The sequence below is a fragment of the Rummeliibacillus pycnus genome (genome assembly GCF_044359855.1).
GTDB classification, from domain to species: domain Bacteria; phylum Bacillota; class Bacilli; order Bacillales_A; family Planococcaceae; genus Rummeliibacillus; species Rummeliibacillus pycnus_A.
In genome coordinates, this window is record NZ_CP132291.1 from 4026471 (window position 1) to 4050788 (window position 24318).

General features: G+C 33.4%; 22 protein-coding genes and 1 other annotated feature. Of the genes, 11 read left to right on the plus strand and 11 right to left on the minus strand.

Annotated features, from left to right (window positions below; genetic code table 11):
- Positions 1-83 precede the first annotated feature (83 nt).
- The 3 genes from Q8X41_RS19790 to Q8X41_RS19800 form a co-directional block, all read right to left on the minus strand.
- Positions 84-812, minus strand: a complete 729-nt coding sequence (locus tag Q8X41_RS19790; protein WP_397537952.1) for an amino acid ABC transporter ATP-binding protein — start codon at positions 810-812, stop codon at positions 84-86.
- 14 nt (positions 813-826) lie between these two features.
- A complete protein-coding gene (locus Q8X41_RS19795; RefSeq protein ID WP_397537953.1) occupies positions 827-1489 on the minus strand; it encodes an amino acid ABC transporter permease in 663 nt (220 codons plus the stop codon).
- Between the two features lie 89 nt (positions 1490-1578).
- Entirely contained in the window at positions 1579-2409 is an 831-nt protein-coding gene (locus tag Q8X41_RS19800; RefSeq protein ID WP_397537954.1) for a transporter substrate-binding domain-containing protein, read from the minus strand.
- Positions 2410-3009: 600 nt separating this feature from the next.
- Between Q8X41_RS19800 and Q8X41_RS19805 the strand changes: the two genes are divergently transcribed.
- The 3 genes from Q8X41_RS19805 (at position 3010) to Q8X41_RS19815 (ending at position 6401) form a co-directional block, all read left to right on the plus strand.
- Entirely contained in the window at positions 3010-3636 is a 627-nt protein-coding gene (locus tag Q8X41_RS19805; RefSeq protein ID WP_397537955.1) for a LysE family translocator, read from the plus strand.
- Positions 3637-3701: 65 nt separating this feature from the next.
- The gene (locus Q8X41_RS19810) at positions 3702-4478 is read left to right on the plus strand and encodes an ABC transporter ATP-binding protein (protein ID WP_397537957.1); all 777 of its coding nucleotides are present in this window, start codon (positions 3702-3704) and stop codon (positions 4476-4478) included.
- Between the two features lie 67 nt (positions 4479-4545).
- Positions 4546-4782: a binding site (T-box leader), on the plus strand.
- 53 nt (positions 4783-4835) lie between these two features.
- On the plus strand, positions 4836-6401 hold the full coding sequence (locus Q8X41_RS19815) for a 2-isopropylmalate synthase (RefSeq protein WP_397537958.1): 1566 nt from the start codon (positions 4836-4838) through the stop codon (positions 6399-6401).
- Positions 6402-6469: 68 nt separating this feature from the next.
- Here Q8X41_RS19815 and Q8X41_RS19820 read toward each other — a convergent pair whose 3' ends face one another.
- A complete protein-coding gene (locus tag Q8X41_RS19820; protein WP_397537959.1) occupies positions 6470-7435 on the minus strand; it encodes an MBL fold metallo-hydrolase in 966 nt (321 codons plus the stop codon).
- Between the two features lie 256 nt (positions 7436-7691).
- Positions 7692-9377, minus strand: a complete 1686-nt coding sequence (locus Q8X41_RS19825) for a methyl-accepting chemotaxis protein (protein ID WP_397537960.1) — start codon at positions 9375-9377, stop codon at positions 7692-7694.
- A 190-nt stretch (positions 9378-9567) separates the two neighbouring features.
- Here Q8X41_RS19825 and Q8X41_RS19830 point away from each other — a divergent pair, with 190 nt between their 5' ends.
- The 3 genes from Q8X41_RS19830 to Q8X41_RS19840 all read left to right on the plus strand — a co-directional run bounded on the left by Q8X41_RS19830 (position 9568) and on the right by Q8X41_RS19840 (position 11669).
- Positions 9568-10452, plus strand: a complete 885-nt coding sequence (locus Q8X41_RS19830) for a LysR family transcriptional regulator (protein WP_397537961.1) — start codon at positions 9568-9570, stop codon at positions 10450-10452.
- A gap of 156 nt (positions 10453-10608) precedes the next feature.
- Complete coding sequence (locus tag Q8X41_RS19835) at positions 10609-10974, plus strand: CidA/LrgA family protein (RefSeq protein ID WP_397537962.1); 366 nt, start codon at positions 10609-10611, stop codon at positions 10972-10974.
- Positions 10971-11669 (plus strand): LrgB family protein, encoded by a 699-nt coding sequence (locus tag Q8X41_RS19840; RefSeq protein WP_397537964.1) that lies wholly within the window; start codon positions 10971-10973, stop codon positions 11667-11669. Before Q8X41_RS19835 ends, Q8X41_RS19840 begins: the two co-directional genes overlap by 4 nt.
- Before the next feature lie 84 nt (positions 11670-11753).
- On the opposite strand, the gene Q8X41_RS19845 is transcribed toward Q8X41_RS19840, so the two are convergent.
- Positions 11754-12500 carry a glucosaminidase domain-containing protein gene (locus Q8X41_RS19845; protein ID WP_397537965.1) on the minus strand — a complete coding sequence of 249 codons (747 nt, stop codon included), beginning with the start codon at positions 12498-12500 and terminating at the stop codon, positions 11754-11756.
- A 1413-nt stretch (positions 12501-13913) separates the two neighbouring features.
- On the opposite strand from Q8X41_RS19845, the gene Q8X41_RS19850 reads away from it, so the two are divergent.
- Complete coding sequence (locus tag Q8X41_RS19850; RefSeq protein WP_397537966.1) at positions 13914-15092, plus strand: MDR family MFS transporter; 1179 nt, start codon at positions 13914-13916, stop codon at positions 15090-15092.
- A 64-nt stretch (positions 15093-15156) separates the two neighbouring features.
- On the opposite strand, the gene Q8X41_RS19855 is transcribed toward Q8X41_RS19850, so the two are convergent.
- Together Q8X41_RS19855 and Q8X41_RS19860 are read right to left on the minus strand one after the other, a co-directional pair.
- Positions 15157-16524, minus strand: a complete 1368-nt coding sequence (locus tag Q8X41_RS19855) for a PLP-dependent aminotransferase family protein (RefSeq protein ID WP_397537967.1) — start codon at positions 16522-16524, stop codon at positions 15157-15159.
- A 244-nt stretch (positions 16525-16768) separates the two neighbouring features.
- Complete coding sequence (locus Q8X41_RS19860) at positions 16769-17662, minus strand: LysR family transcriptional regulator (RefSeq protein WP_397537968.1); 894 nt, start codon at positions 17660-17662, stop codon at positions 16769-16771.
- A gap of 128 nt (positions 17663-17790) precedes the next feature.
- Here Q8X41_RS19860 and hutG point away from each other — a divergent pair, with 128 nt between their 5' ends.
- Positions 17791-18747, plus strand: a complete 957-nt coding sequence (gene hutG, locus Q8X41_RS19865; protein ID WP_397537969.1) for a formimidoylglutamase — start codon at positions 17791-17793, stop codon at positions 18745-18747.
- Positions 18744-19925: a sodium/glutamate symporter gene (gene gltS / locus Q8X41_RS19870; RefSeq protein WP_397537971.1), complete on the plus strand. Its 1182-nt coding sequence runs from the start codon at positions 18744-18746 to the stop codon at positions 19923-19925. The genes hutG and gltS overlap by 4 nt, the downstream gene beginning before the upstream one ends.
- Positions 19926-19979: 54 nt before the next feature.
- Here gltS and Q8X41_RS19875 read toward each other — a convergent pair whose 3' ends face one another.
- The 3 genes from Q8X41_RS19875 to Q8X41_RS19885 all read right to left on the minus strand — a co-directional run bounded on the left by Q8X41_RS19875 (position 19980) and on the right by Q8X41_RS19885 (position 22323).
- On the minus strand, positions 19980-20399 hold the full coding sequence (locus tag Q8X41_RS19875) for a DUF5391 family protein (protein WP_397537972.1): 420 nt from the start codon (positions 20397-20399) through the stop codon (positions 19980-19982).
- 8 nt (positions 20400-20407) lie between these two features.
- The gene (locus Q8X41_RS19880) at positions 20408-20887 is read right to left on the minus strand and encodes a hypothetical protein (RefSeq protein WP_397537973.1); all 480 of its coding nucleotides are present in this window, start codon (positions 20885-20887) and stop codon (positions 20408-20410) included.
- Between the two features lie 596 nt (positions 20888-21483).
- On the minus strand, positions 21484-22323 hold the full coding sequence (locus tag Q8X41_RS19885; protein WP_397537974.1) for an alpha/beta fold hydrolase: 840 nt from the start codon (positions 22321-22323) through the stop codon (positions 21484-21486).
- Between the two features lie 541 nt (positions 22324-22864).
- On the opposite strand from Q8X41_RS19885, the gene Q8X41_RS19890 reads away from it, so the two are divergent.
- A complete protein-coding gene (locus tag Q8X41_RS19890; RefSeq protein WP_397537975.1) occupies positions 22865-23608 on the plus strand; it encodes a hypothetical protein in 744 nt (247 codons plus the stop codon).
- A 136-nt stretch (positions 23609-23744) separates the two neighbouring features.
- Complete coding sequence (locus Q8X41_RS19895; protein ID WP_397537977.1) at positions 23745-24284, plus strand: GNAT family N-acetyltransferase; 540 nt, start codon at positions 23745-23747, stop codon at positions 24282-24284.
- The last annotated feature ends 34 nt before the right edge of the window (positions 24285-24318 follow it).

Below are 24318 nucleotides of genomic sequence, written 5' to 3' on the forward strand. Positions count from 1 at the left end.
AGCACTCATAGAAGAGTGCTTTTTTTATATAAGAAAAATTGTTATTTAAAGAGAAAGAAAATGATATTAATAGTTGCAAAGAGTTAGTGATTTAAAACTTTTGATAAGAACGATTTTGCCCTTTCAGATTTAGGGTTTGAAAAGAACGCTACTGGTGGAGCTATTTCTACGATTTTCCCTTCAGCCATAAATACAATTTGATCACAAATTTCTTTGGCAAACCCCATCTCATGAGTAACAACAACCATTGTCATTCCTTCATGTGCTAATTTACGTATTGCGTCTAATACTTCTTTAACCATTTCAGGGTCCAAGGCTGAAGTAGGTTCATCAAAAAGCATCACATGTGGTTCCATAGCAAGAGCTCTAGCAATTGCAACCCTTTGTTGTTGACCTCCAGATAATTGGGATGGATAAGCTTCAAATTTGTCTCCAAGTCCCAATGAATCAAGTAACTCTTTTCCATGAGCAATCGCTTTCTCTTTTGCAATACCTTTTACTTTAATTGGTGCAATTGTGACATTTTCTAAAGCAGTTAAAAATGGGTATAAGTTAAAGCTTTGAAAAACAAAACCAATTTGTGTTCGAACTTTATTAATGTTTGTTCCTTTTTGATGAATAGGAACATTTTCAACAAGAATTTCACCATGGTCTATCTCCTCAAGTGCATTAATGGTGCGAATAAGAGTGGATTTACCTGCACCACTTGGTCCAATTAGTGCAACGACATTAGATTTATCAATGGATAGATTTATATCCTCTAAGACTTTGTTCTTTCCAAAACTCTTCGAAACATTTTTGATCGTTATCATATTGTGTCCCCCCTCTAGAATTCAGTTTTTAACAATCTTTTCTCAAATTGTCTGATGATTAGTGATAAGGTAAATGTCACGGCAAAATATACTACAGCTACAAATGACCAAATTTCAATATAGCGATAGGATATTGCTGCTAAGTTAGTAGCTTTTAATGTTAAATCTACTGCAGAAATTGTTGATACAAGAGAAGAGTCTTTTATTAATAATATAAATTGAGATGCCATGGGCGGTAGCGTTTTCCGAATTGCTTGTGGTAGTACAATGAGTTTCATGGCTTGGAAATGAGACATACCTGAGGACCTCGCTGCTTCCATTTGCCCTTTAGGGATAGATTGAATACCGCCTCTCACAATTTCAGCAATAAAAGCAGCGGAGAAAATACCTAAAGAGAATATTGAACCCCAAAAGGAGCCTAATTTTAAAAATTGCCCTAATACGAAATAAATCCAAATAAGAATAACAATTAATGGTATACCCCTCATAATTTCAACATAAGCAGAAGCGAGAAAATTGATTAAACGATTTTTAGAAATACGTCCCATACCAACAATGATGCCGATTGGGATGGCTAAAAGTAAAGAAAGAGCAGAAATTCTAAGAGTTAACAGCAAGCCTGTCCAAAATATATCTAGATTATCTGTGATAATACTCCAATCCGGTTGATAGATCATAAAGTTCCTCCTCCTTTAGGAAAAATATTGTCATATATAAAAAAGGAAGAAAGTAAGGATTGTATAAACGATACTTTCTTCCATATTCGTTATTCGGCTTCTACTTTGTTGTTAATGTTGGCGTACCATTCATCACTTTCGAACCAATATTTTCTTGATTTCAATTCATCTGGTCCATCAAGATAGCTGTATAAGAATGAATTTAACCATTGTACAGTTTTTAAATCATTATGTTTTATAGCAATACCTAAATTTTCAGCTGAAATTTGATTGTCAATTACTCTAGATTTGCCATTTTCTTTGCTCCAAATACGAACAGAAGATTCGTCATAAACTACACCATCGATTTGACCAGATATCATAGCAAGTGCTGCTGCAGGCATTTCTTTATAATCTTTAATTTCTGCATGTTTGAATGTATTTTTTGTAATTAATTGTCCTGTTGTACCGATAACTGTAGCAATTTTCTTTCCTTTTTTGTCTAAGTCCGTCCATTTTTTTGTAGTCGTATCTGAACTTGGTACAAGTGCTACTTGCTTTGTTTTATAGTATGGATTTGCGAAGCTGACAGATAATGCACGTGGTCCAGTAATCGTCATCCCAGAAACAATCATATCGATTTCTCCAACTTGTAAAGCAGCGATTAATCCATCAAAGGCATATTCTTTAAATTCAACTTTTACCCCAAGAGCTTTTCCAATTGCTTTTGCTGTATCGATATCGTAACCAACATATTTTCCTTTCAAATCTACCATTTCGAAAGGCGCATAGCCAGGTGCAGTCCCAATTACGATTTTTTTGTTTTTCTTAACCTTTTCAATCGTAGATGTACCGCTATCAGAACTATCTGTCCCAGAACCTCCACATGCAGTTAAAATCACTGAAAGTACTATAATAAGTAGAACAAATACCTTTTTCATCTAAACATCCCCCTTTATCTATTTATTTAATAGAATGCATATCATCAATACTATTTGTAAAAAAGATGATTACAATCTTTTAAACTATTGATAGTACAAAATATGTATTACTAATGATGAATATGTTATGAACTACAAAGAATTAATAGTGTGTATCTATGTCAATGTGAAATTAATATAATTTAATTATTATTAGATATTTTCAAGCGTGTTGATTAGGATATAAAAGGAAGAATATTCTTCTGTAATTATACTTTTAAGGAGCTTGTGTTTCATTGTTTATTGATTGTAGCGGAGGATTGCTCGACTCCCGCGGGAAAAGCGTGGTAGCTGAGACCCTGCACGAAGCGTAGCGAAGGAAGCGGCTCAGCGCACGCCCGCAGGAAAGCGAGCAATCCGTAGCGGGTATCGGTTGATCATCCATTTTTTAATGGATAAAACTGGAGAATTAACACTCAGGATATATTTCATATAAAGTATATCAATATAACTATTGTGCTTCGTAAGTACTTTAGTAGCGTAGAGAACAAACTAAAATACATGTGTTTTATTTAGAATTTTCTGATAAAATAATATCCATAAATGAAAGAGGTGAATAAAATGGAACAGTATTGGTTATTCGTGACAATGTGTATCTTACTAATACTTTTACCTGGACCTGATACAGCGATTGCGACAAAAAATACTTTAACTCTAGGAAAAAAGGGTGGCTTAAAAACGATATTAGGTACTTGTTGTGCTTTGTTAATTCATACATTAGCAGCAGTTATAGGTTTGTCTGCACTAATCGCAAAATCTGCATTTATCTTTTCCATCTTTAAATATATAGGTGGGGGATATTTAATTTATCTAGGTGTAAAATCATTTATTTCTATGAGAAAACAAAAACAAGATATGGAGATTTTGAAAGAAGATGAGGTGAAATATGATGATCATTCTTGTTTTAAACAAGGATTTTTAACAAATTTACTAAATCCTAAAGTAGCGGTATTCTTTTTAACTTTCTTACCTCAATTTGTGGACCCAAATATACATTCATTTTTGCCTTTCGTTTGGATGGGGTTGACATATGTTGCTTTAACAGCAATTTGGTTTGTCTTTTATATCCTTCTTTTAAATGCTATACGTACCTTCATGATGAAGCCTCAAACTCAATTGGCAATTGAAGGTATTACAGGTACTGTTTTAGTTGGATTTGGTATTAAATTAGCACTAGAGAAAAATTAAAAGAGGTCTCAAATATTATATGAAAATACTAAAAAATTAGATGGAAACAAAAGGAAGATGTTAAAATGGTCCTGAATTTACAAGATGTTTCTTTAAGAAGAGATGAATCGTGGATATTACAACATATTGATTGGGAGATTCAAAAGGGAGAGCATTGGGTTTTATATGGATTGAATGGAGCGGGGAAAACCGCATTATTAAATATGCTTTGTGCCTATTATTTTCCTACAAGTGGTCAAGTAGAAGTTGTTGGAAAAACTTTTGGGAAATCGGTTCTAGGTGATCAATTACGACGTAAAATAAGTATTGTTTCAGCTGGATTTCAAGAAAAACTAAATCCACGGGACAGTGCTTTTGAAATTGTATTAAGCGGTGCCTATGCTTCCATCGGTTTATATGAAAAACCCACTGCTGAAATACGAAAAAAAGCAATTCGGTTATTACATCAATTAGGGTCAATAGAATATGCAGATAGGGATTATGAAACTTTATCACAAGGGGAAAAACAACGTATCTTAATAGGTCGTGCACTAATGGGAGAACCTGAGTTACTTATTTTAGACGAACCTGCAACAGGGTTTGATTTTATCGCAAGAGAAGCTTTACTAAAAACAGTTTCTGATATTTCGAATATGGAAAACGGTCCTACAATCATTTATGTTACACATCATGTAGAAGAAATTTTGCCGGTATTTGAAAATACATTATTACTTAAAAAAGGGCAAGTATTCGCGAAAGGTAAAACGAGAGAAATGTTGACAAGTGAAAATTTAAGTGCATTTTTTGAAGCACCTGTCGAGTGTATTTGGCGAAACGATCGACCAATAATAGTTCTGAAATGATAAAATTTTCTAAAAATTCTGTTGACAGTGGTTAACATTCTGCGTTACAATCCTATCAATCACATAAATCAAAGCAAAGATTGGAAATAGTAAAAAGTGTTGTGAGCGCTAAGAGAGCCGATGGATGGTGTGAATCGGTCGTCAGATACTTTTGAACTCGTCCATGAGCTACTCCGTGAAAAGTACAGTAATGGAGTTCGGATTCCTACCGTTATCAGGATAGATAGTGATAGCTATTGAATAAGGGGGACAATCTTAGATTGTTCAATTAGAGTGGTACCGCGAGTATAATCTCGTCTCTATAGTTTTTATAGAGACGGGATTTTTTATTTTATTAAAAAAAGAGGAGTGTTGACAATGTCTAGAAAAATTTGGGTTTTTGATACAACTTTACGTGATGGGGAGCAAGTACCAGGTGCAAAACTGAATATTTACGAAAAATTAGAAGTAGCAAAACAACTTAAAAAACTACAAGTTGACATTATTGAAGCAGGTTTCCCAGCTTCATCTACAGGTGATTTTAATGCGGTAAAAGAAGTGGCGATGAAAGTTGGTAACACAGATGATATTATGATTACAGCGTTAGCTCGTGCTGTAAAAGCTGATATTGATGCAGTATATCACAGTGTAAAGTATGCAGAAAATCCGATGATTCATATGGTACTTGGTACATCTGATATCCATGTTGAAAAGAAATTCGGTAAATCTAAAGATCAAATTTTAGATATCGGCGTGGAAGCAGTAAAATATGCAAAATCACTAATACCACAAGTTCAATATTCAACAGAAGATGCGTCACGTTCAGACTTTGAATATCTTTGGAAGACAATTGAAGCCGTCATTAAGGCAGGTGCAACGATGATCAATGTACCTGATACAGTTGGCTATGCAGTTCCAGAAGAATTTGGTGAAATGATTTATAGATTAAATGATCGTATTAAAAACTTAAATGACCAAGTTTTACTAAGTGTTCACTGCCATAATGATCTTGGCATGGCAACAGCAAACACACTTGCTGCAATCAAAAACGGTGCAGATAAAGTAGAATGTACAATTAACGGTATCGGTGAACGCGCAGGTAATGCTTCTTTAGAAGAAGTAGTTATGGCATTACACACACGTGGCAATTACTTTGGTGATGTTGCAACAAACATTAAAACAAAGGAAATTATGAATACATCGAAACTCGTCAGTAGCTTAATGGGATTAGATGTGCAAGTAAACAAAGCAATCACAGGTGAAAATGCATTTGCCCATTCTTCAGGAATTCACCAAGATGGCCTTCTGAAATCACGCGATGCCTATGAAATCATCCATCCAACAGAAGTAGGTCTAGACGATATGGAACTCGTATTAACAGCTCGTTCAGGTCGTCATGCAGTGAAAAATGCATTAGAAAAGTTATCAATTGGTAAAATTTCAGATGAACAATTTGAAGAAATTTTTGTTGATTTCTTAAATCTTGCAGATGCTAAGAAAGAAGTATACAACCACGATTTATATATTCTTGTAGAAAAATACTTTGTTCGTCATCAAATGGCAGAAAAAATCGAGCACCATAGTGACGAATTCTATGAGCTTGTTGATCTACAAGTAATTAGTAATACAACATTCCCATCTGCAAGTATCAAAGTCAAAAAAGGTGACGAAATATATAGCGCAAGCACAGTTGGAACTGGACCAATCGATGCTCTATACTCTGCTATGAAAGAAATTATCGATATGGATATTAAACTACTTGAATATAAAATATCTAGTGTTTCACGAGGTAAGGAAGCACTAGGGAAAGTAAAGCTTCAAGTTGAGTACAATGGTGAAAAATATATAGCAAAAGCAACTGACACAGACGTCATCAAAGCGAGTGCTCTTGCATATATGAATGCAGTAAATAGTATCGTTGTAGAAAAACTTCTTCCAGTTTAATTGAATAAGTTAAAAGAGTGATGGCATATGATTTTTGCGCATCACTCTTTTATTTTTTGTTACCTAAACTATTTTACATGTGAACTCTGTTCAGCTTTTATCAAATAATCGATTATCCCCATAGCACTCACAGCTAAATCGAGTGGGATTACTTTGAAAATTGGCTGATTTTCTGGTAATCCTTTTAATTGTAATTCTTTAAATATTATTTCAGTCAATATTTGCTCAGTACGATTTACTTGCATTGTAAATTCACTTTCTTCTTGCATAGCTTGACGGCCTGCTTGAACGAAAATTGGTAAATACCGTCTTACTTCTTCATACGCAAATTCTGGATTTGAATATGCACCATAATGACCGAAGTAAATCATTTCAGGTTTTATTTTTTCATAAAGTTGAATGGATTCTTCCATTAAATCAGGATCAAATTGATTTGGAGAAGTAGAAGGTAATATTACGTCAAAATCTTCCTCGGCCATATCAGGATAATATACTCCTGTTGTATCTCCAACAAACATCCCATTCGTTATCGAATCATGGATGGAAATATGATGATTTGCATGTCCTTTTGTATGGTAGAAAGTGAGAGTAGATGCTCCCAGATTTAAACTTCTACCATCTTCTACTGGATGGAATCGTTCTTCAGCAATTGGGAGAATCTCACCGAAAATGCCATCAAATTTTTCACCATATACTGATTTTGCACTAGCAATCAATCTGCTTGGATCTACTAAATGACGCACACCTTTTGGATGCACAAACACTTTTGCTTTAGGACAATGCTGCATAAAAACGCCGGCACCACCTGCATGATCCAAATGAATATGCGTCAAAATTAAATAATCAATATCAGAAGGTGAAATATCCAATTCCTCTAATACTTTTAAAATATATGGTACGGATGGGCTTGCAGATGTTTCAATCAATGCAATTTTCTCATCCTTCAACAAATAAGAGCTCGTCCGATTCGGTAATCCTAAATCATACGTATCAATACAAAACAAATTCTCAGCAATCTTCTCAAACTTTGCCATATAAACCCTCCATGTCACAGAACTAAGTATATATTAACATAGTGGAGAAATATTTGTAATTAGTAAGAGAATAGTGATAATAGGGGATTTAATATTAGCACTTGCCATAGGAAAAGGTTCACCGTAACGGAAATCAACGTTTCGATAAATAATAAAAAAAGACCGTAGATAAAATCGAATTTCTTCGTGTGTGTCTACGGTCTGAACCGTCCATTATTTTGGACAACTCCCATTATTTATACGCTATAAAACCTTTTTAAATAGTGAACTTTTGAATATCTTCTTTTAAAGAAACAGATCTGTCCTTTAATTCTTTGGATATATGATCAATCTCTTGTACAGTAGCATTTTGTTCTTGTATGGATGCAGCGATAGTTTCCATTTGATCGGATGCAGATTCTGCTTGATTTGAAATCTCTGCAATGGAAGCAGCAACTTCTTCTGCACTTGCAGAAATTTGTTGGGATGAAGCAGAAATTTCTTCGATTTGAGTAGTCATTGAACGTACAGATTCGGTAATAGAACCAAAGGAAACATCTGCTTGATTGATAACAGTAACACCTTCTTTTACTGTATTCAATCCTTGAGTTACACCTTCTTCAACATTCTTAGTATTACGTTGTATTGTTTCAACTAAGTTTACAATATGAGTAGCAGATGTTTTTGATTCTTCAGCTAATTTTCGTACTTCATCAGCAACCACTGCAAAGCCTTTTCCGTGTTCACCAGCACGAGCTGCCTCAATGGCTGCATTAAGTGCAAGTAAGTTTGTTTGTTCCGTAATATCAGTAATTACTTGTGTAATTTTTTCTATTTCTTTCGTTTGATTCCCTAATTGTTTAGTTAAATCTGTGACTTGAACAGTAGCATCAAAAATTTCTTGCATTTGATCTTTCGCTTCAGCTAATTTTTGTTGACCTTCTTTAGAGTGATTCAATGTTTCTAAAGCATTATTCAGTAAGCTTTGGGTAGATTCAGCAATTTTTTGAACTCCAAAAGCTGTTTCATCCATAGCATTTGCACTGTCTTTTGAAGCGACTAAAGATAATTTAGCATTTTGAGCAGTCATGTCAACAAAATTAGATACATCATCTATAGTAGAAGCAACTTCAGATGTACTCGTTGATAATTCATAAGCTGTAGTGCTTAAATGATCTGAACTGCTCTTAGTCTTGTATAATAATCCTTGTAAATTGTCTTTCATCTTATTAAAAGCATTTGCTAAATCGGCGAATTCATCTTTAGTTTTAAGTTTAATAAGCTTACCTGTTAAATCTCCATTTGCAACACGAGTTATTGCGTTTAATAATTGACGGATAGGAGCAGTTAATTTTTTTATCATAATAATACTTAACAATATAGCGATTATAAGTTCAATAATTAAACCCCAGATGACAGTATTTAAGGCAAATGAAGCATCACTTCTCGTAGCTTCTTTAATACTGTCTAATTCTTTATTTTGATGTTGCGTCATACCTTCAGTATTTGTTAAAATTTTTTCATTTGTAGGTTGTACTTTGTCATTCAATAGCTGAATTGCTTTTTTCGTATCTTTTCTTTGGAATGCATCTACGGTTTCTTGAGCGTATTGGTCAAAATTTGCTTTTTCCGTAATTGAATCTTTAATTAGTTGTTGCATTGTTGATGATCTAGCGGTTTTTTCTAATCTGTCTAGTGTTTTATCTAAATTTTGTTGTTCTTTTTTCATCTCATCAAGTGCTATATCTTGATTTTGTAAGATGTAACCTCGTAGATATGAACCTTGTTGTGCCGTTTCATATTGAACATCTTTTACTAATTGTACCTGTTCAATACGATGATTAACTAATTCATCTATAGAACTTGCTGATTTTTTGGCATTGATCATATTGATTATAGAAGTCACTGCTATAATTAAGATAAATACACTAAATGATAGAAATAGTTTTTTACCTAGTTTCACAAAAAGACCTACTTTCATAATATACTGCGAATTAATTTTTTATAACTTTGTACCTGTTAATCATATCGTACTTTCTGATTAAATAAAACTTATTTCGCTTAAAAAATAGTTTAAAATTACCAAAAAATTATTAATAATTCGATATAAATAGCTGTAAATTGGTTATTCTGGATAGGAAGGGTGTTATGTAATGGAAATAAGAGAGTTAAATTATTTTGTTACTGTTGCAAAATATAAAAGTTTTACAAAAGCTTCTGAAGCTTTACATGTTACACAACCTACGCTTAGTAAAGTCGTCAAATCATTAGAAAAACAGTTAGATGTCACATTATTTCATCGTTCTGCAAGAAGAAGTGAATTAACAGATGTAGGAGAGGTCGTATATGGACAGGCCTTAAAAATATTAAATTTAGTTGAAGAATTAGATGTTGTCTTAGAAGATGTAACCCACTTGCAAAAAGGGAAAATCAAAATCGGCATGCCTCCATTAATTGGGATTCTGTTTTTCCCTAAAATGATTAAAGGATTTCAAGAAAAATTCCCTGGGATTACGATTGAAATTGATGAACGAGGCGCAAATGTAATTAAAGATTTAGTAGCAACAGGTGAGTTAGATCTTGGCTTTGTGATGTTACCAGCAGATATGGAAGAATTTCATGTTATTCCTTACACGTCCCAACAGCTTATGCTAATCGTTAATCGATCCAACCCTTTAGCAAACAAAGAAACAGTCATGATGAAGGATTTAAAAAATGAGCCAATGCTACTTTTTAGTCAAGATTTCACGCTACATGATTGCATATTACAAGAATGTGAGCAGGCAGGATTTACGCCACATATTGCTTATGAAAGTTCTCAATGGGATTTTATTAGTCAGATGGTAGAACATGATCTCGGCGTTGCTATGTTTCCAAAAGCGATTGCAGAGAAGGTAAATCCAAAGGAAGTAAAGGCAATTCCAATCGTAAACCCATCAATTCCATGGGAAATTGTACTTATTGCTAAAAAAGGTCATTACGTATCTCATGCGACGAAAGGATTTATCAAATATATCGCACCGAACTATGCCATTTAGGCATACAAAATATAAAAAATATATATTTTACGAATGCTTTTTTTTAGAGTAAAGTAAATATGTTGAAAAAATCGTACGAAGGTCAGACGGTTACCGCGAATACCGTCTACTGCAGCGGACGGTTTTTTCTATTTGAAAATAAAGGTGTGATTTTTGATGAAGATACTAAAAATAATTGTTCAAATTATTTTTCTATACGGTATTTTGCTTTTAGGGGATGGAATTGCAAAAGTAAGTCATCTACCAATTCCAGGTAGTATTATTGGGCTTATCTTATTATTCGCAGCATTACAGTTGCACATTGTTAAACTCGAATGGGTAGATCTTGGGGCTGGGTTATTAACTGGTGAGTTATTATTATTCTTTGTTCCTTCTGCAGTAGGTGTTGTGCAATATGATCAAATTCTTGGAGTAATTGGTATTAAACTTGTTACAGTGATTGTTCTTAGTACAATTGTTGTGATGGCATGTACAGGTTTAGTTGCGGATTATGTACAAAAAAGAGGGATGAAGAAAGTATGAGCCTAATAGGTATCATTAGTTTTTTGGGGACAATTATTATTTTTCTATTAAGTAAAAAAGTATATCAAAAGATGAATTGGATTATATTATCGCCATTATTAATTTGTCCATTAATTATTATAGTAGTATTGCTTGTTACACATACTTCTTACTCAGACTATAATTCAGGAGCTACTTGGTTATCTAATCTTTTGGGACCAGCAACTGTTGCATTTGCAGTTCCGATTTATAAAAACTTTGCTTTATTAAAAAAACATGCTTTAGCAATCGGAGCAAGTCTTGTAACAGGTTCTGCTGTTGCAATTGTTTCATCATTCTTATTTGCGATGTGGATCGGGTTATCTAATGAAATGATTAATAGTTTAGTGCCACGTTCCATTACAACTCCAATTGCGATGGATATTTCAGAAATTATCGGTGGGGAGCCAACAATGACAGCTGTTTTTGTGATTGTCACAGGGTTGACAGGTAGTATTGTTGGGCCACTTGTAATTAAATCGATTCGTATTAGAACATCAGCGGCAAAAGGGTTACTTCTTGGCATGGGGGCACATGGTTGTGGCACATCTAAAGCGTTTGAAATAGGGGAGTTAGAAGGAACTTATTCAAGCCTAGCAATGATTGTGGCAGCACTGATTAGTATTGTTTTATCAGATACATTCTTCCCTGTGCTTCAACACTATTTAGTAGGATAGATTTTTATATTTCCATAAATTAAAAACCCACTTTTAAGCTTGTTAGACTTAAAAGTGGGTTTTTTGATTATAGAGTAGCCTTAATTATTGATAAATGAAAAGTCTTTGGCCACTTTCTATGGCATTGGTATTTAATCGATTCCATTGTTTAATCGATGTCACTGACACACCGTATTTGTTTGATAGGGAATGAAGTGTTTCACCGCTTTTTACGACTACTTGTTTTGGATCATTAGCTGAGTGATCATATTGAGTTAAATGATATTGTTTAATCAGGGCATTTAACTTTTGATGGTAATTGGTATCTGTTGCGTAGGTGCCAGTTAAATATTTTGTTGCTTCTTTATATGATTTTGTTTTACTTTTAAATGTTTTTTGATAATACTTTGTATTCCAAGAAACGCCTTTATGAAGTAGTTCAGCGTAGTCTTCTAATGAAGCTTTATAGTTAGGATATTTTCTGAACTTAGCTTGTATCTGGTGCATTTGACCAGTACCATTATCTTCAGAGGTTTGAAAGGTTACAGATTGTTTTTTATATGAACCTTTAATGCCAAAAAGGTTATTATTTGGTGGTGAACTAAGATCGCTAGTCCCTCCATTACTTTCTAACACTGCTTGGGCAATCATAACAGAAGCATACAAATCATGGTTAGATGCGATGTCCCGCGCATTTTCAGCAATGGAGCCGATAAAACTTTCCACACTTTGATCTTCTATGTATTTTTCGGATGGTCCAGTAGCAGTTTTAGAAAATTGTTGAATGATGATAAAAACAGAGGTAGCAAATAATATTGTTGTAAAAAGTGTTAGTAGTAAAGTCTTTTTCATAGATTTACGGCTTAATTAATGTAAACCTTCCTCCTTTCCAATACATTCATATATTATAGTTTACCATGTTATTAGTGACGGGTGTTATTTTAAAAAGTTTCTTAATGATATATTGTTTGGTTATCTGTTACTTGAGAACTTACTCGATAATTTAATTAGAGGGTTGTTTTTTTGTAGCGTGGAAATCATCAGAATAATTCATTGAGGAATGCAAACTGAAGTTAATGATAAAAACATAAACTTAAAAGTAAGTAGAGCTTGTCCCATTTTAAAAGTAAAAAACTGGACGCCAAATGTAGACGTCCAGACAATGTTGTTAACGAACATTTAGAGCAAGACAAATTGCCTCATTAACAACCGATTTAGTGTAATTAGTAAAAGTATTTAAATTTCACCGTAAACATTATTTTGTTCTTTTTGCTATTCTCAATAATCTGATGAAAGATTATTTTTTTATTGGTCTGTTCAATTTAATAGGCAAAATACTAGATTATTCTCTTCCAAATGATATACAGGTAATATCTTCTTTTTTACTTATTTTCACTATAAAACATAACTATTAAGTTGATATTGAGAGATTGAAAAGAATTGTAAATCAGTAATTATCATTAGAAAGATAGCATCGAAGGCGAATAATGAAATTGTGCGGAAAAATCATCAGAATATTTCCTGGGGAATGTTATATGTTGATAGATTATTCGGAAGTAACAGATACATATAAATGCTATACTTATTGTTTTTTTAATTTAACCTTTATAAAAACAATATTGGCATGTTTGTTGCCTATTATTTGCTTGTCGCTTAAATGTAGAAGATTTTTTTGAAACTATTGGGCAATACAAATATATGAATAGTTTCAATTTGGCTGATCTAATCTCTTGGATTATTGGTGTTTTCCTTTGTTAAGTGAATCAATTTCATAATGAAAACTCATATAAATACAAACATTTAATGATATCCAATTTTGTTTCATTGTGGAGCGAAAGACGGCGAGTCCTCGAAAATGCATTTGCATTTTCTTCGTGCGGTGCTAATTCAAGGAAGCTAATTCAATGTCCTACGGGAAAAGCTTGAGCTGAAAGCCCCGCAGGAGCACAACTTTTAAAGAACAAAGCCTAAGAACGCCACGTCCTCTGGCAACGGCTTCGTGACCAACATCGTTTTGGCCCGAGGAGATTGAAGCAAAGCCCGTGGAAAGCGCCGTCTGTAGCGGAACATCCGAATCTGAATAGTGAAAAGTCAATGTGTAAAATGTTCGTATTTAAAAACCAAAAATGGATTTATGAAATTGATTTAAGTGTATTTTTGTTTGATAAAATTATAAGTTTATGAATCTAATGAATGATTAAGCCATATTGTAAATTGTGGTAGTTTAGGATAAAGTAGTGTCATTACTTAAAAGGAGTTCGACTAATGCAATTTTTGTCCTATTTCCATCCTATTGTCTGGATCATTTTAAATGGAACAATTTTTACCCGTATTGCTAGTTTTATGACCATTCCTTTTTTAGCAATCTATTTGCAAAATGAGTTACATGCCTCTCCATTAATCATTGGCGTAACATTAGGAATTGCGCAACTCTGTGCAACATTTGGTGGTTTTATAGGTGGCTATTTAACTGATAAATTTGGGCGGAAATTTATCATTTTAACAACCATCTTTATTTGGAGTGCAGTGTTTGTGGGTTTTGCGACTGTCCGTGTTGTTGGATTGTTTATCGTGCTAAATGCAATCAATGGGTTATGTCGATCGTTTTTTGAACCTGCAACTCAGGCGTTGATGATTGATTTTACAGTAGAAAAGAAGAGAAGACGCTTGTTTTCATTTCGCTACACAGCTATTAATATAGCAGCAGTAATTGGTCCACTTTGTGGTGTATGGATTTCTGGCATGTCCAATGCAAAGGTCCCTTTTTTAATCACGGCGTCGATGTATGCAATTTACGGTGTATTTTTGATTTTCATTTTCAAAAAATATGAAGTAACACCTCAAAAGCATGAAGAAAAACAAACGATTTTGCAAATGTTCAAAGTCGTTTTTGCAGATCAAAAACTGTTGTACTTACTTGCAGGAGGGATCCTTGTTAGTCTAGGCTATTCTCAATTTGACTCAACATTGCCACAGTACATAAATTTGAATATTGAAAATGGGGTTAAGCTATTTTCTGTTTTGATTACGCTAAATGCCATTGTTGTATTGGCGTTGCAGTTACCAATTGGGATTTATACAGAAAGAATATCCATCATGAAAAGTCTAATTATCGGGATTCTTTTCCTTGCAGCTGGTTTCGTCATTTTTAATTTTGCCACTACTTCTTGGGTATTTATTGTTGGGATGATCATATTTACAATCGGTGAAATATTCGCGTTTCCAATGATGAATGCATTGATCGAAGAAATCGCACCAGCCACTCAAAAAGCAACCTATCTAGGGGCTTCACAGTTTAAAAATTTAGGAGGATTTATAGGACCCGTATTAGGAGGATGGTTACTAGTTCACTTTGAATCTCAACTGTACATTGTGATGGCTGCTATTTCCCTATTTAGTATAATCTTTTATCGATTGGCTTTTTCGAAAAAACAGGTAGGATAAATAATAAGAAATATTAGTATTCAGTAAAGAGCTTCTTTCTTTTATTAGAGAGAAGCTCTTTGGATTAATTGCTCCAAACCTTTTTCAGTCTCATTATTCCTTCCTCGATTTGCTCTAATGATAAACCTCCATATCCAATGATAACGAGTTGCTGATTTGTAGATTGTTGGTAAGAGGAGGTGCATGGATAGACTTTTACTTCAGCTGAAAATGCCCTTTCTATGGCCTCTTTTTCACTTAGAGAGTTAGGCAGTTTTAATACTATGTGTAGACCTGATTTCTCGCCAATTATTTGAAATTCTTTTGATAGATGCATGTTAATTGCTGAAATCAATGCTTGTTGTTTTTTTCGATAAAGTGTACGCATTTTTGCTAAGTGCTTGTCAAATTGCCCTTGGGCTATGAAATCGGCAAGAACGAGCTGATCGATTTTTGAAACAACCGTTTTCTGTTCTTTGTAGAATTCAGAATATGAATCCACAAGTGCATTAGGTAAAATCATATAGCTAATCCGAATCGACGGGACAAGTGTTTTTGAAAAAGTACCGGAATAGATGACACGCTGTAGTTGATCCATTTTAGCTAAAGAGGGAATTGGTAGCCCTTTGAAACGATATTCTGAATCATAGTCGTCTTCAATAATAAAAGCTTTTTCTTCAGCAGCCCATTTTAATAATGCTGCACGGCGTTCCACGGACATAACCATCCCTAATGGAAATTGATGGGCTGGTGTTGTATACAATAGATTGATTTTCTCTGTTGGTACAGTAACCCCAAACTCATCGACAGGTATGTGATGTGTATGAAGACAGTGTTGATTAAAAATAGTCCGAGCTCGTTTAAAACCTGGCTCTTCAATTCCAGCTTGAATTGACGGTCCGAAAAAGTTACATAGTGCCTGTAATTGATGCTGTGTACCACCATAGATAAAAACTTGTGATGGATTACATTGTACACCTCGTGATCGCTGAACATAGTATGCTATTTCTTGACGGAGTATAGGCTCTCCTTGCCAAGTGTTATTCATCAAGTTTTGAGGTTGAAAGTGTTTAGTGTATAATTTCCGCCAACTTGAATAAGGAAAAGTTGCAGTATCAATATGACCGTTATGAAAATCAATATCTACTTTTGAATTGATGCTTTCTATAGAAGGGGAGGGGAGAATTGTATTCTGAGATTGCTGCCATTCAAATTCAAAAGGCGAAACAAAGTAACCTGAACGCTCCTTACTGTATATAAATCCCTCTGCATCTAGCTGTTCGTATGCTTCTTTCACAGTATGTACACTAACATCTAGATCAGCTGCCAAATTACGCTTGGAAGGTAACTTGCTTTGTGATACTAACTTTTTATCGATTATTGCTTTTTTAATCTGGTCGTATATTTGAATATATTTTGGAGTGCTATTTGTTAAAATAATAGATATTTCCAATTTACTCACCTCTGATATGAATTATTGCGATGAATATGAATATATGAAGCGTACAAAATGTAATGGTGATATTATTTTAAAATGGTAATAAGTAGTACCGCTGTCGTAATTTAAATCAAGAAGTCCTAAATACTATCAAACAGGATATCTTAGTAGGATAATTTCCATTAAAGCCTGTTTTTTGTTTATCTTGATATAGATGTTATGTTAGTTTTTCAAGCGGAATTCGTAGCAATTAAGAAGTTTATACTAGAGTTATTTTGAAGTTGTTTTTTATCAGCTGAAAGAAACTTAAGATTGCGCTTGGAAAATGCCGATTTTTAACATAACAAAAATATACGGTTCTTTGTAATAAATCATTATTAATATAACGATAAGATAAGGTTGAAGGTAAAGCATCTTTTACATAGTTTTCAGGGAGGATAGTAATACCAGCGCCATTTTCTACTAAAATTTTAGCCATTTCAAATCGTTCAATTTGGAATTCAATTTGTGGCTTAAGTTCTACATGTTCAAATGCCCTCATAATCTGGGAACATGTTTGAAAAGAAGGCATTCCTAAGATTAAAGGCACATTACATAAATCTTGTAAATCAATGTTTTCTCTAAACATTAGAGGATGATTATTAGGAAGAACCACCACAAATTTTTCGGTATATAACGGTACGGCTTCAATTGTTTCATCGATGATTTCTTGGTTTGTCACAACCGCATGAACCTCGTATCGCAATAGAGCCTCTAATACGGTTTTACTATAAAGAGTATCGATCAACGTAAAATCATTATGAGGATAAGTTTGTTTATGTTCATACATTAATCTGGCAAACCATCTATTAGCTGATTCAATCATTCCAATGATAATTTCAACACGATCTCCATCAATAATGTCTTGTATTTCCTCTTGCAAAATATTCATTTCTTGCAACATTATATTAGCTCGTTCATACAATAATTTCCCCACTTCTGTGAGTTGTAAATTACGAGTAGTGCGTTCTAAAAGCGGAGTTCCAAGCTCTCTTTCTAGATTTTGAATAGAGTTGCTTAATGATGGTTGTGATATATGGAGCGCTCTAGCTGCCTTTGAAAAACTATGATATTTAACGATTGTGATGAAATATGTCATTTGTTTTAAATCCATATAAATAACTCCTAACTCATTTATAGTTTTTAACTATTATAATATTAAAAATGAGTATTAGAAATTATAAAAAAATAATTTTATACTGAAATTATAGAATTTTTCGAAAGCACAAAGGAGTGTAGAGAATGTATAAAGAAACAGATGCTCTGATTTGGAGTGGAAGAACAGATAGTACCATCCGTTTAGAAAGTTTTCGTTATCATCAAGCTATAAACTGTCTTCCTGCTCATCAGCTACAACAGATATCAGGAAAGAAACTTTCTATTATTGGATTTGAATGTGATGAAGGTGTTAGAAGAAACAAGGGGAGAGTTGGCGCTAGAAAGGCACCAACTGAAATTAGAAAGCAATTAGCGAGCATTGCTTGGAGAGGGTCTCAAGAAATAGGTTTATATGATGTAGGAAATGTATCTTGCGAAGGGAAACTATTAGAAGAAGCACAAGCGGAGTTAGGTAGATATGTGAAAGAAATATTAAATGCAAATTCAAAATGTATTGTCATAGGTGGGGGGCATGAAACACTCTATGGACATTATCTTGGAGTTCGAGAAAGCGTAGGAAAAGAGTCTAGAATTGGTTTAATAAATATCGATGCTCACTTTGATTTACGTGAATATAATGAACAAACTTCTTCTGGTACCATGTTCAAACAAATTCTTGATGAAGATCAAAATGCAGAATATTTTGTATGCGGTATACAGCGCTACGGTAATACAACAGAATTATTTAATCGTGCGGATGGATTAGGGGTTACATATTTATATGAGGATGAAATGAGCTTTGAATCTACTATAGAAACAGTGGATACATTTATAAAACGCTGTGACGTGATTCTTTTAACCTTATGTACAGATGTATTAAGTGCAGCACATGCACCAGGGGTAAGCGCAACATCACCATTTGGCCTGGAACCGAAAATTGTAAGAAACATTATTCGCTATGTATGTGAAAATCCTAAAGTTACAAGTTTTAATATTTGTGAAGTAAATCCAGAGGTTGATGAGAATAATAGAACGGTTAAATTGGGAGCTTATTTAATTAATGAAGCGGTGATTGCTCTTCAAAAGGGGGAAAATAAATGATTGAAATCAACCAAATTGCGACTCTATTTTTAGCTGTTGCTTTGTATTTACTAGGAACATATCTTGTAAAGAAAGTGAATTTTCTTAATCGATTTTGTATTCCTGCTCCAGTTGTTGGTGGTTTAATCTTTGCGATTGTTGCAACAATTTTAAAGACGACGGGAATCGTAGAAATCGTATTAGATACTTCTTTACAATCTATTTTCATGGTTACATTCTTTACGACAATTGGCTTGGGAGCAAGTTTTAAACTGGTAAAGCTCGGTGGAAAACTATTAATTATTTATTGGTTAGCTTGTGGCTTTCTAGCACTAATGCAAAATGTAATTGGAGTTTCATTGGCTAAAATCTTTGATATTAATCCTTTATTCGGGGTAATGGCAGGAGCAGTTTCCATGGAAGGTGGTCATGGGGCTGCTGCAGCTTATGGTCAAACAATCGAAGAATTAGGAGTTTCTTCGGCTGTAACGATTGGAATGGCAGCAGCTACCTGTGGTTTAGTTGCAGGTGGTTTAGTAGGTGGACCAGTTGTACAGTATTTGGTTAACAAATTTAACTTAAAACCATCTACTGATGAAATGGAAGAATATATTGATAACGATGAGAAACCAGTAGAAGAAAAATCATTTATGCATCAAGTATTCTTAATTACACTTTGTATGGCTGTAGGTACATATGTTGGAGACTTTTTTACATCACTAACAGGCTTTGTATTGCCAGGTTATGTTGGAGCTATGTTTACTGCTGTTGTAGCCCGTAATATTATGGATCGAGTAAAACCTGGCTTCGTTAATATGAAGGAAATTAACCTAATTGGTGATGTTTCGTTAGGTGTTTTTCTTTCAATGGCATTAATGAGTATTAAGCTTTGGGAAATTGCAGACCTAGCATTGCCTCTTTTTGGTATTATTATCGCACAGGCTCTATTTATTGTCCTATTCGGAGTTTTTGTATTATTCCGCTTATTAGGAAAAGGTTATGATGCAGCTGTTATGGTAGCAGGATTCTTAGGTCATGGTTTAGGGGCAACTCCAAATGCGATGGCTAATATGTCTGCAGTAGTAAATAAATTCGGTCCATCACGCAGGGCATTCTTAATCGTACCTATAGTCGGTGCTTTTTTAATCGATGTATTTGGAATGCCAATCATTATTACAACGATTAATTTATTTAAATAAGAAAAGGGACGACCAGCAAATATCTAGCAGATATTTGCTGGTTTCTTGTTTATATTAAACCTGAGCTCTAAGAGGGGATATTCTCTCTTTGCGAAATGCTACAAAGAACCAAATCACATTGACTATAATAGCTAAACTACAAACGACTAAGACATTAACCAGTTCTGGAATTGAATTTATTGAATTTCCGATGACCAAAGCAATAAATAATACGAAAGCAAAAATTATAATGCCAAAAGCACATAGAAATGTCATAATGTATTTTATCCATTCTAATCCTATGAGATATATGAATAATGGAATCGCATAAAAGAGAAGAATACTACCAATCGATTCCCACATTCCCTGAGAGTTAAACTTATTTGCATGTTCCCCCAATTCTGATAATGGAGATAACGAAACGGCTACAATTATTGTACAAAATAATAATGCAGAAATAATTGTAATTACACTAATGCTTTTTTTATTTGTCATAAATCCTCCTAAGTTTTATTTTTTCCTTTTATAGCTAAGTTACGGAAAAGTATTAATAAAATAATCACGATTATGGCCAAACCAATCATTTTAATCATCTTTGAATGTTCTTTTAAAAAGAATGAAAGGGAGAAGGTTTGTTTATATTCAATGGCTGCCTTCAGATACTCATTACCATCTCTCACAGCGATTACTTTGGAAGTTTTTTTACCTATAATTTGATAATATTTTGTTCCAATATCGTACCGATTTGAGGCGTTACCGTTAAAATCGCCAATTTCATCTGGTATCGTATCGACTTCACCAAGCTCCTTACCGATTTTATCGTCTGGAATCCTTTCATCTAATACTTGATAGACATACCCATCCCATGATACAAAGGGATACGCCCATTTAAGTGCATTGACAGAAGATGTGAATAACAAAAAGAAAACAATCATAAATAGCAAATTCATAATTGGGTGTCTTGATAAACATTTTCTAATCAAAATCATCTCCTTTTTATGAATCTATATCCATAATACACCATAATTTGTTTTTTATAACAATAGGAAAATAGAAATTATAGAGTAGTGTATGCAGGTGGTGGGATAGTTAACTTAATTAGAGATAGCGCAGATTCAAATTACTACTAAAAATGAAATAACTACCAATATTCATTAAAATCAATATTCTCATATTTTTCCATCCTGTAAATTTTACTCGTTACTTCATGAGTAAATAGTCCATTTTGCATAATCGTTAGCTTTTCGCCATTATGAAGATAGTAAATATAATGTCTGCGCTTTTCAGCTGATTTCTCAAATTGATTATCAATTCTTTTTATATCTTTCCAATAATAATTGTACTTTTTAGCGATCGCTCCTTGTGTTTGAATGCCTTGTTCGTCAATGATTATAAAAGATCTCGTTGAACCATAGATAAGCGCCAGACTAAGAATAAGGAGTACAATTCCAATGGAATTGTTACGGGGAAATTTAATGTCCTTCTATATTTATACGTGAGGGCTATGCAAAAAATTTCAATATTCGCTAAAAAGGAGGTGAACAATTTCCCTTTGGCCAAAATTTCTGTTTAACCCAGTTCATTTTTGAAGATTAATAAGGAACTGTTTTAATTCTTTTGCAATTTCCTTCGATTTTTCATGATGAATATAATGATTTGTGTTTTCAAAAAGGATTTGTTTTGTGTGAGTCGAAATGGATAATAGCTCCTGTTGCGTTTCCTCCCAATGATCATAACCATTGTTTGTGGCTGAAAAAACAAGAATAGGAATAGCCCCAATTGTTCCACTACTTAAAATTGTTTCTCCGTTTTCGCTCATCTGTTCTAGTTCTTCTTTCATATTAGGGTTATTCATATTTTTTAATGCCATATTCACTTTTAGATTCTGTATTTCTTGTGGTAAGCCATCAATATCAATGAATAAACTCTCCATTGCTCCAGTTTTTGCAAGTAAGTTCATAATTCCGAAATCTCGAAGTCCTTTCATAGCAATCCAACCTAGATTTTGCGATATGCCTAGTTGATAGTTTTTGGCATATTGAGGGCTTATCCCATCAATCGTCACTAAAGCCTTTACTTCTTCAGGATATAATTGAGCGTATCGTATGATTTCAAGTGTTCCCATTGAATGTCCAATGAAAATATAAGGTGGCTTCTCCTGTGATTTTTGTAGCAGCTCGCGCAATTCTTTTACAACTGTGTCGATATCTCTAGAAGAAGAAGTGCCTTCACTCCAACCATAACCAGGCCGTTCATATAAGACGAAATGCATATTTTTATCTAATTTAATGTAAATCGGATAAAAATCTGCGAAAGGCGTTGTTGTACCACTTCCCGAAGTTAATACAAGGGTAGGTTTAGATTTAGATTTTTCATCATTTTTATAAATATGTATTTGATGCTCATTTACTTCTATCATTTCTCCAACTGGAGGATATTTTTTCTCAATTTTTGATACATCAAATCTGTAATATAGATGTCCAATTATTAAAAGGAAAATAGCTATTGCTATAGTAATGATGAAGTTTTTCTTATTAATTTGTATTCACCTCTTTCATTTATTATTGAATTAACAAATAATTACTTTTATGTTATAATTATATGGATAATAATTCAATGCTTTTTAAATGAAAAATTTGTTTTTTTCATAGATCAAGATTGAGAAAGAAAATAATGCTGAGGGTCTCTCTGGCTCGCTTTCCCAAAGGTAAAGATTGCTCCTGCTGAGCAAAAAGATTTTTCGCTGATTCCGCTTCAACAAAATATGTTTTACAAAATTTTATTATTAATATTTATGCATTTTGAGTTTTTCAGTGGCCACCTACGATCCTACGGTGCTTTCATTCAGTGGGACAACCTAACTGGAAAGTATGATAATGGAAACTAAGCGTTATTATTTTTAACAGAAGGATGATTTCTTAGAAAACATAGAGAATTTAATAGATAAGTGAGGTAGGGTAATGAAACATGTTTATGCATTCGAAAGCAAAAGTGAATATGATCAATACGATAAAATTATTCAAAAATTTAGAAAGAAATTGAATGAATATGAGCAAATATTAAAAAGAGATTTCTTGTTAGATGATAGCCCGAATGCAGTAGTATGGACTTCTACCCAATTAGCGACGGAAACATTTTCTACTATTCCAATACCTGCGTTCACGAATGAAAATGTAATCTATATGTCTCCGGATATCGAAGAATGGCGGAAGTTATTTATTCGACAATTAGATAATAAAAACTTACATAAGATTCGACTGTTTTACGAGAGCTATTCTGAAGAACACCTAATTGTCATACTTGCACATGAACTAACACATCATCTCGATTTATTTGTAGATGATTTTGATGATGAACGGGCAAATAGTATTTGGTTTGAAGAGGGCATGTGCTTTTATTTGCCAAGAAAGCTACTCCTTAATGAAGCAGATTTTCAACAGATCTTACAAGTAGAGAAGGAATTAATTCAAGAATTCTCAAGTGAGTATGGACATCATTCCTTAGATGATTTTGGCATAGAATCCTACACAGAGAGTTTATCGAGTATTATGTTTGACTATTGGAGAAGCTTTATTCAAATACATGAGTTAGTTGAAAAACGGTATAACCATAATATTCTAGAATTATTTAATGACTATCATCATTGGCACAATCAAGGTAGAAAAATTCCACTGACTCAATTTTTTTCTATATATAATTATTAGATTCAAGAATCTTATGATAGAAAGTAGAATCATTCGATTGTTACATGGTTATTCAATTTGCTAAGAATCAAATGCTAACGATTATGTAGTATAGAAAATTTTGGGGTTGAAAGATTAATAGAGAGGAGAATGTGTAATGGAGTTTCCAAAATTAGAAACTGAAAGACTTCAGTTAGTTCAAATTACAAAAGAACATGCTCAATCCTATTTTAATATTATGTCAGATGAGAAGGTGACTAAGTATTATGGAATGAATCCTTTGATAAGTATTGAAGATGCTATTAAAATGATTGATTCGTTTCAAAAAACGTTCGAGGGCATTAAAGGCATAAGATGGGGAATGATTGTGAAAGAAACAGGAGATTTTGTTGGTACAATTGGGTTAAATAATCTGAACATTGGAAGTAAAAAAGCTGAAATTGGATATGAACTTCATCCTGCATACTGGAACAAAGGTTTTACAACAGAAGCAGTAAAAGAAGTGTTACGATATTCTTTTGATGATTTAGATTTGTTTAGAATTGGGGCAGTTACCTATCCGCAAAACACTGCATCTAATCAATTATTGTTACGAATAGGCTTTAAAAAGGAAGGCTTGTTAAGAGGTTACATCTATCAAAATAATCAATCTCATGATGCCTTCGTTTTTTCATTGCTCCACACAGAAGTAAAGTAATTGTTTTTCGCTTGAATCAATTTTATAAATCCAT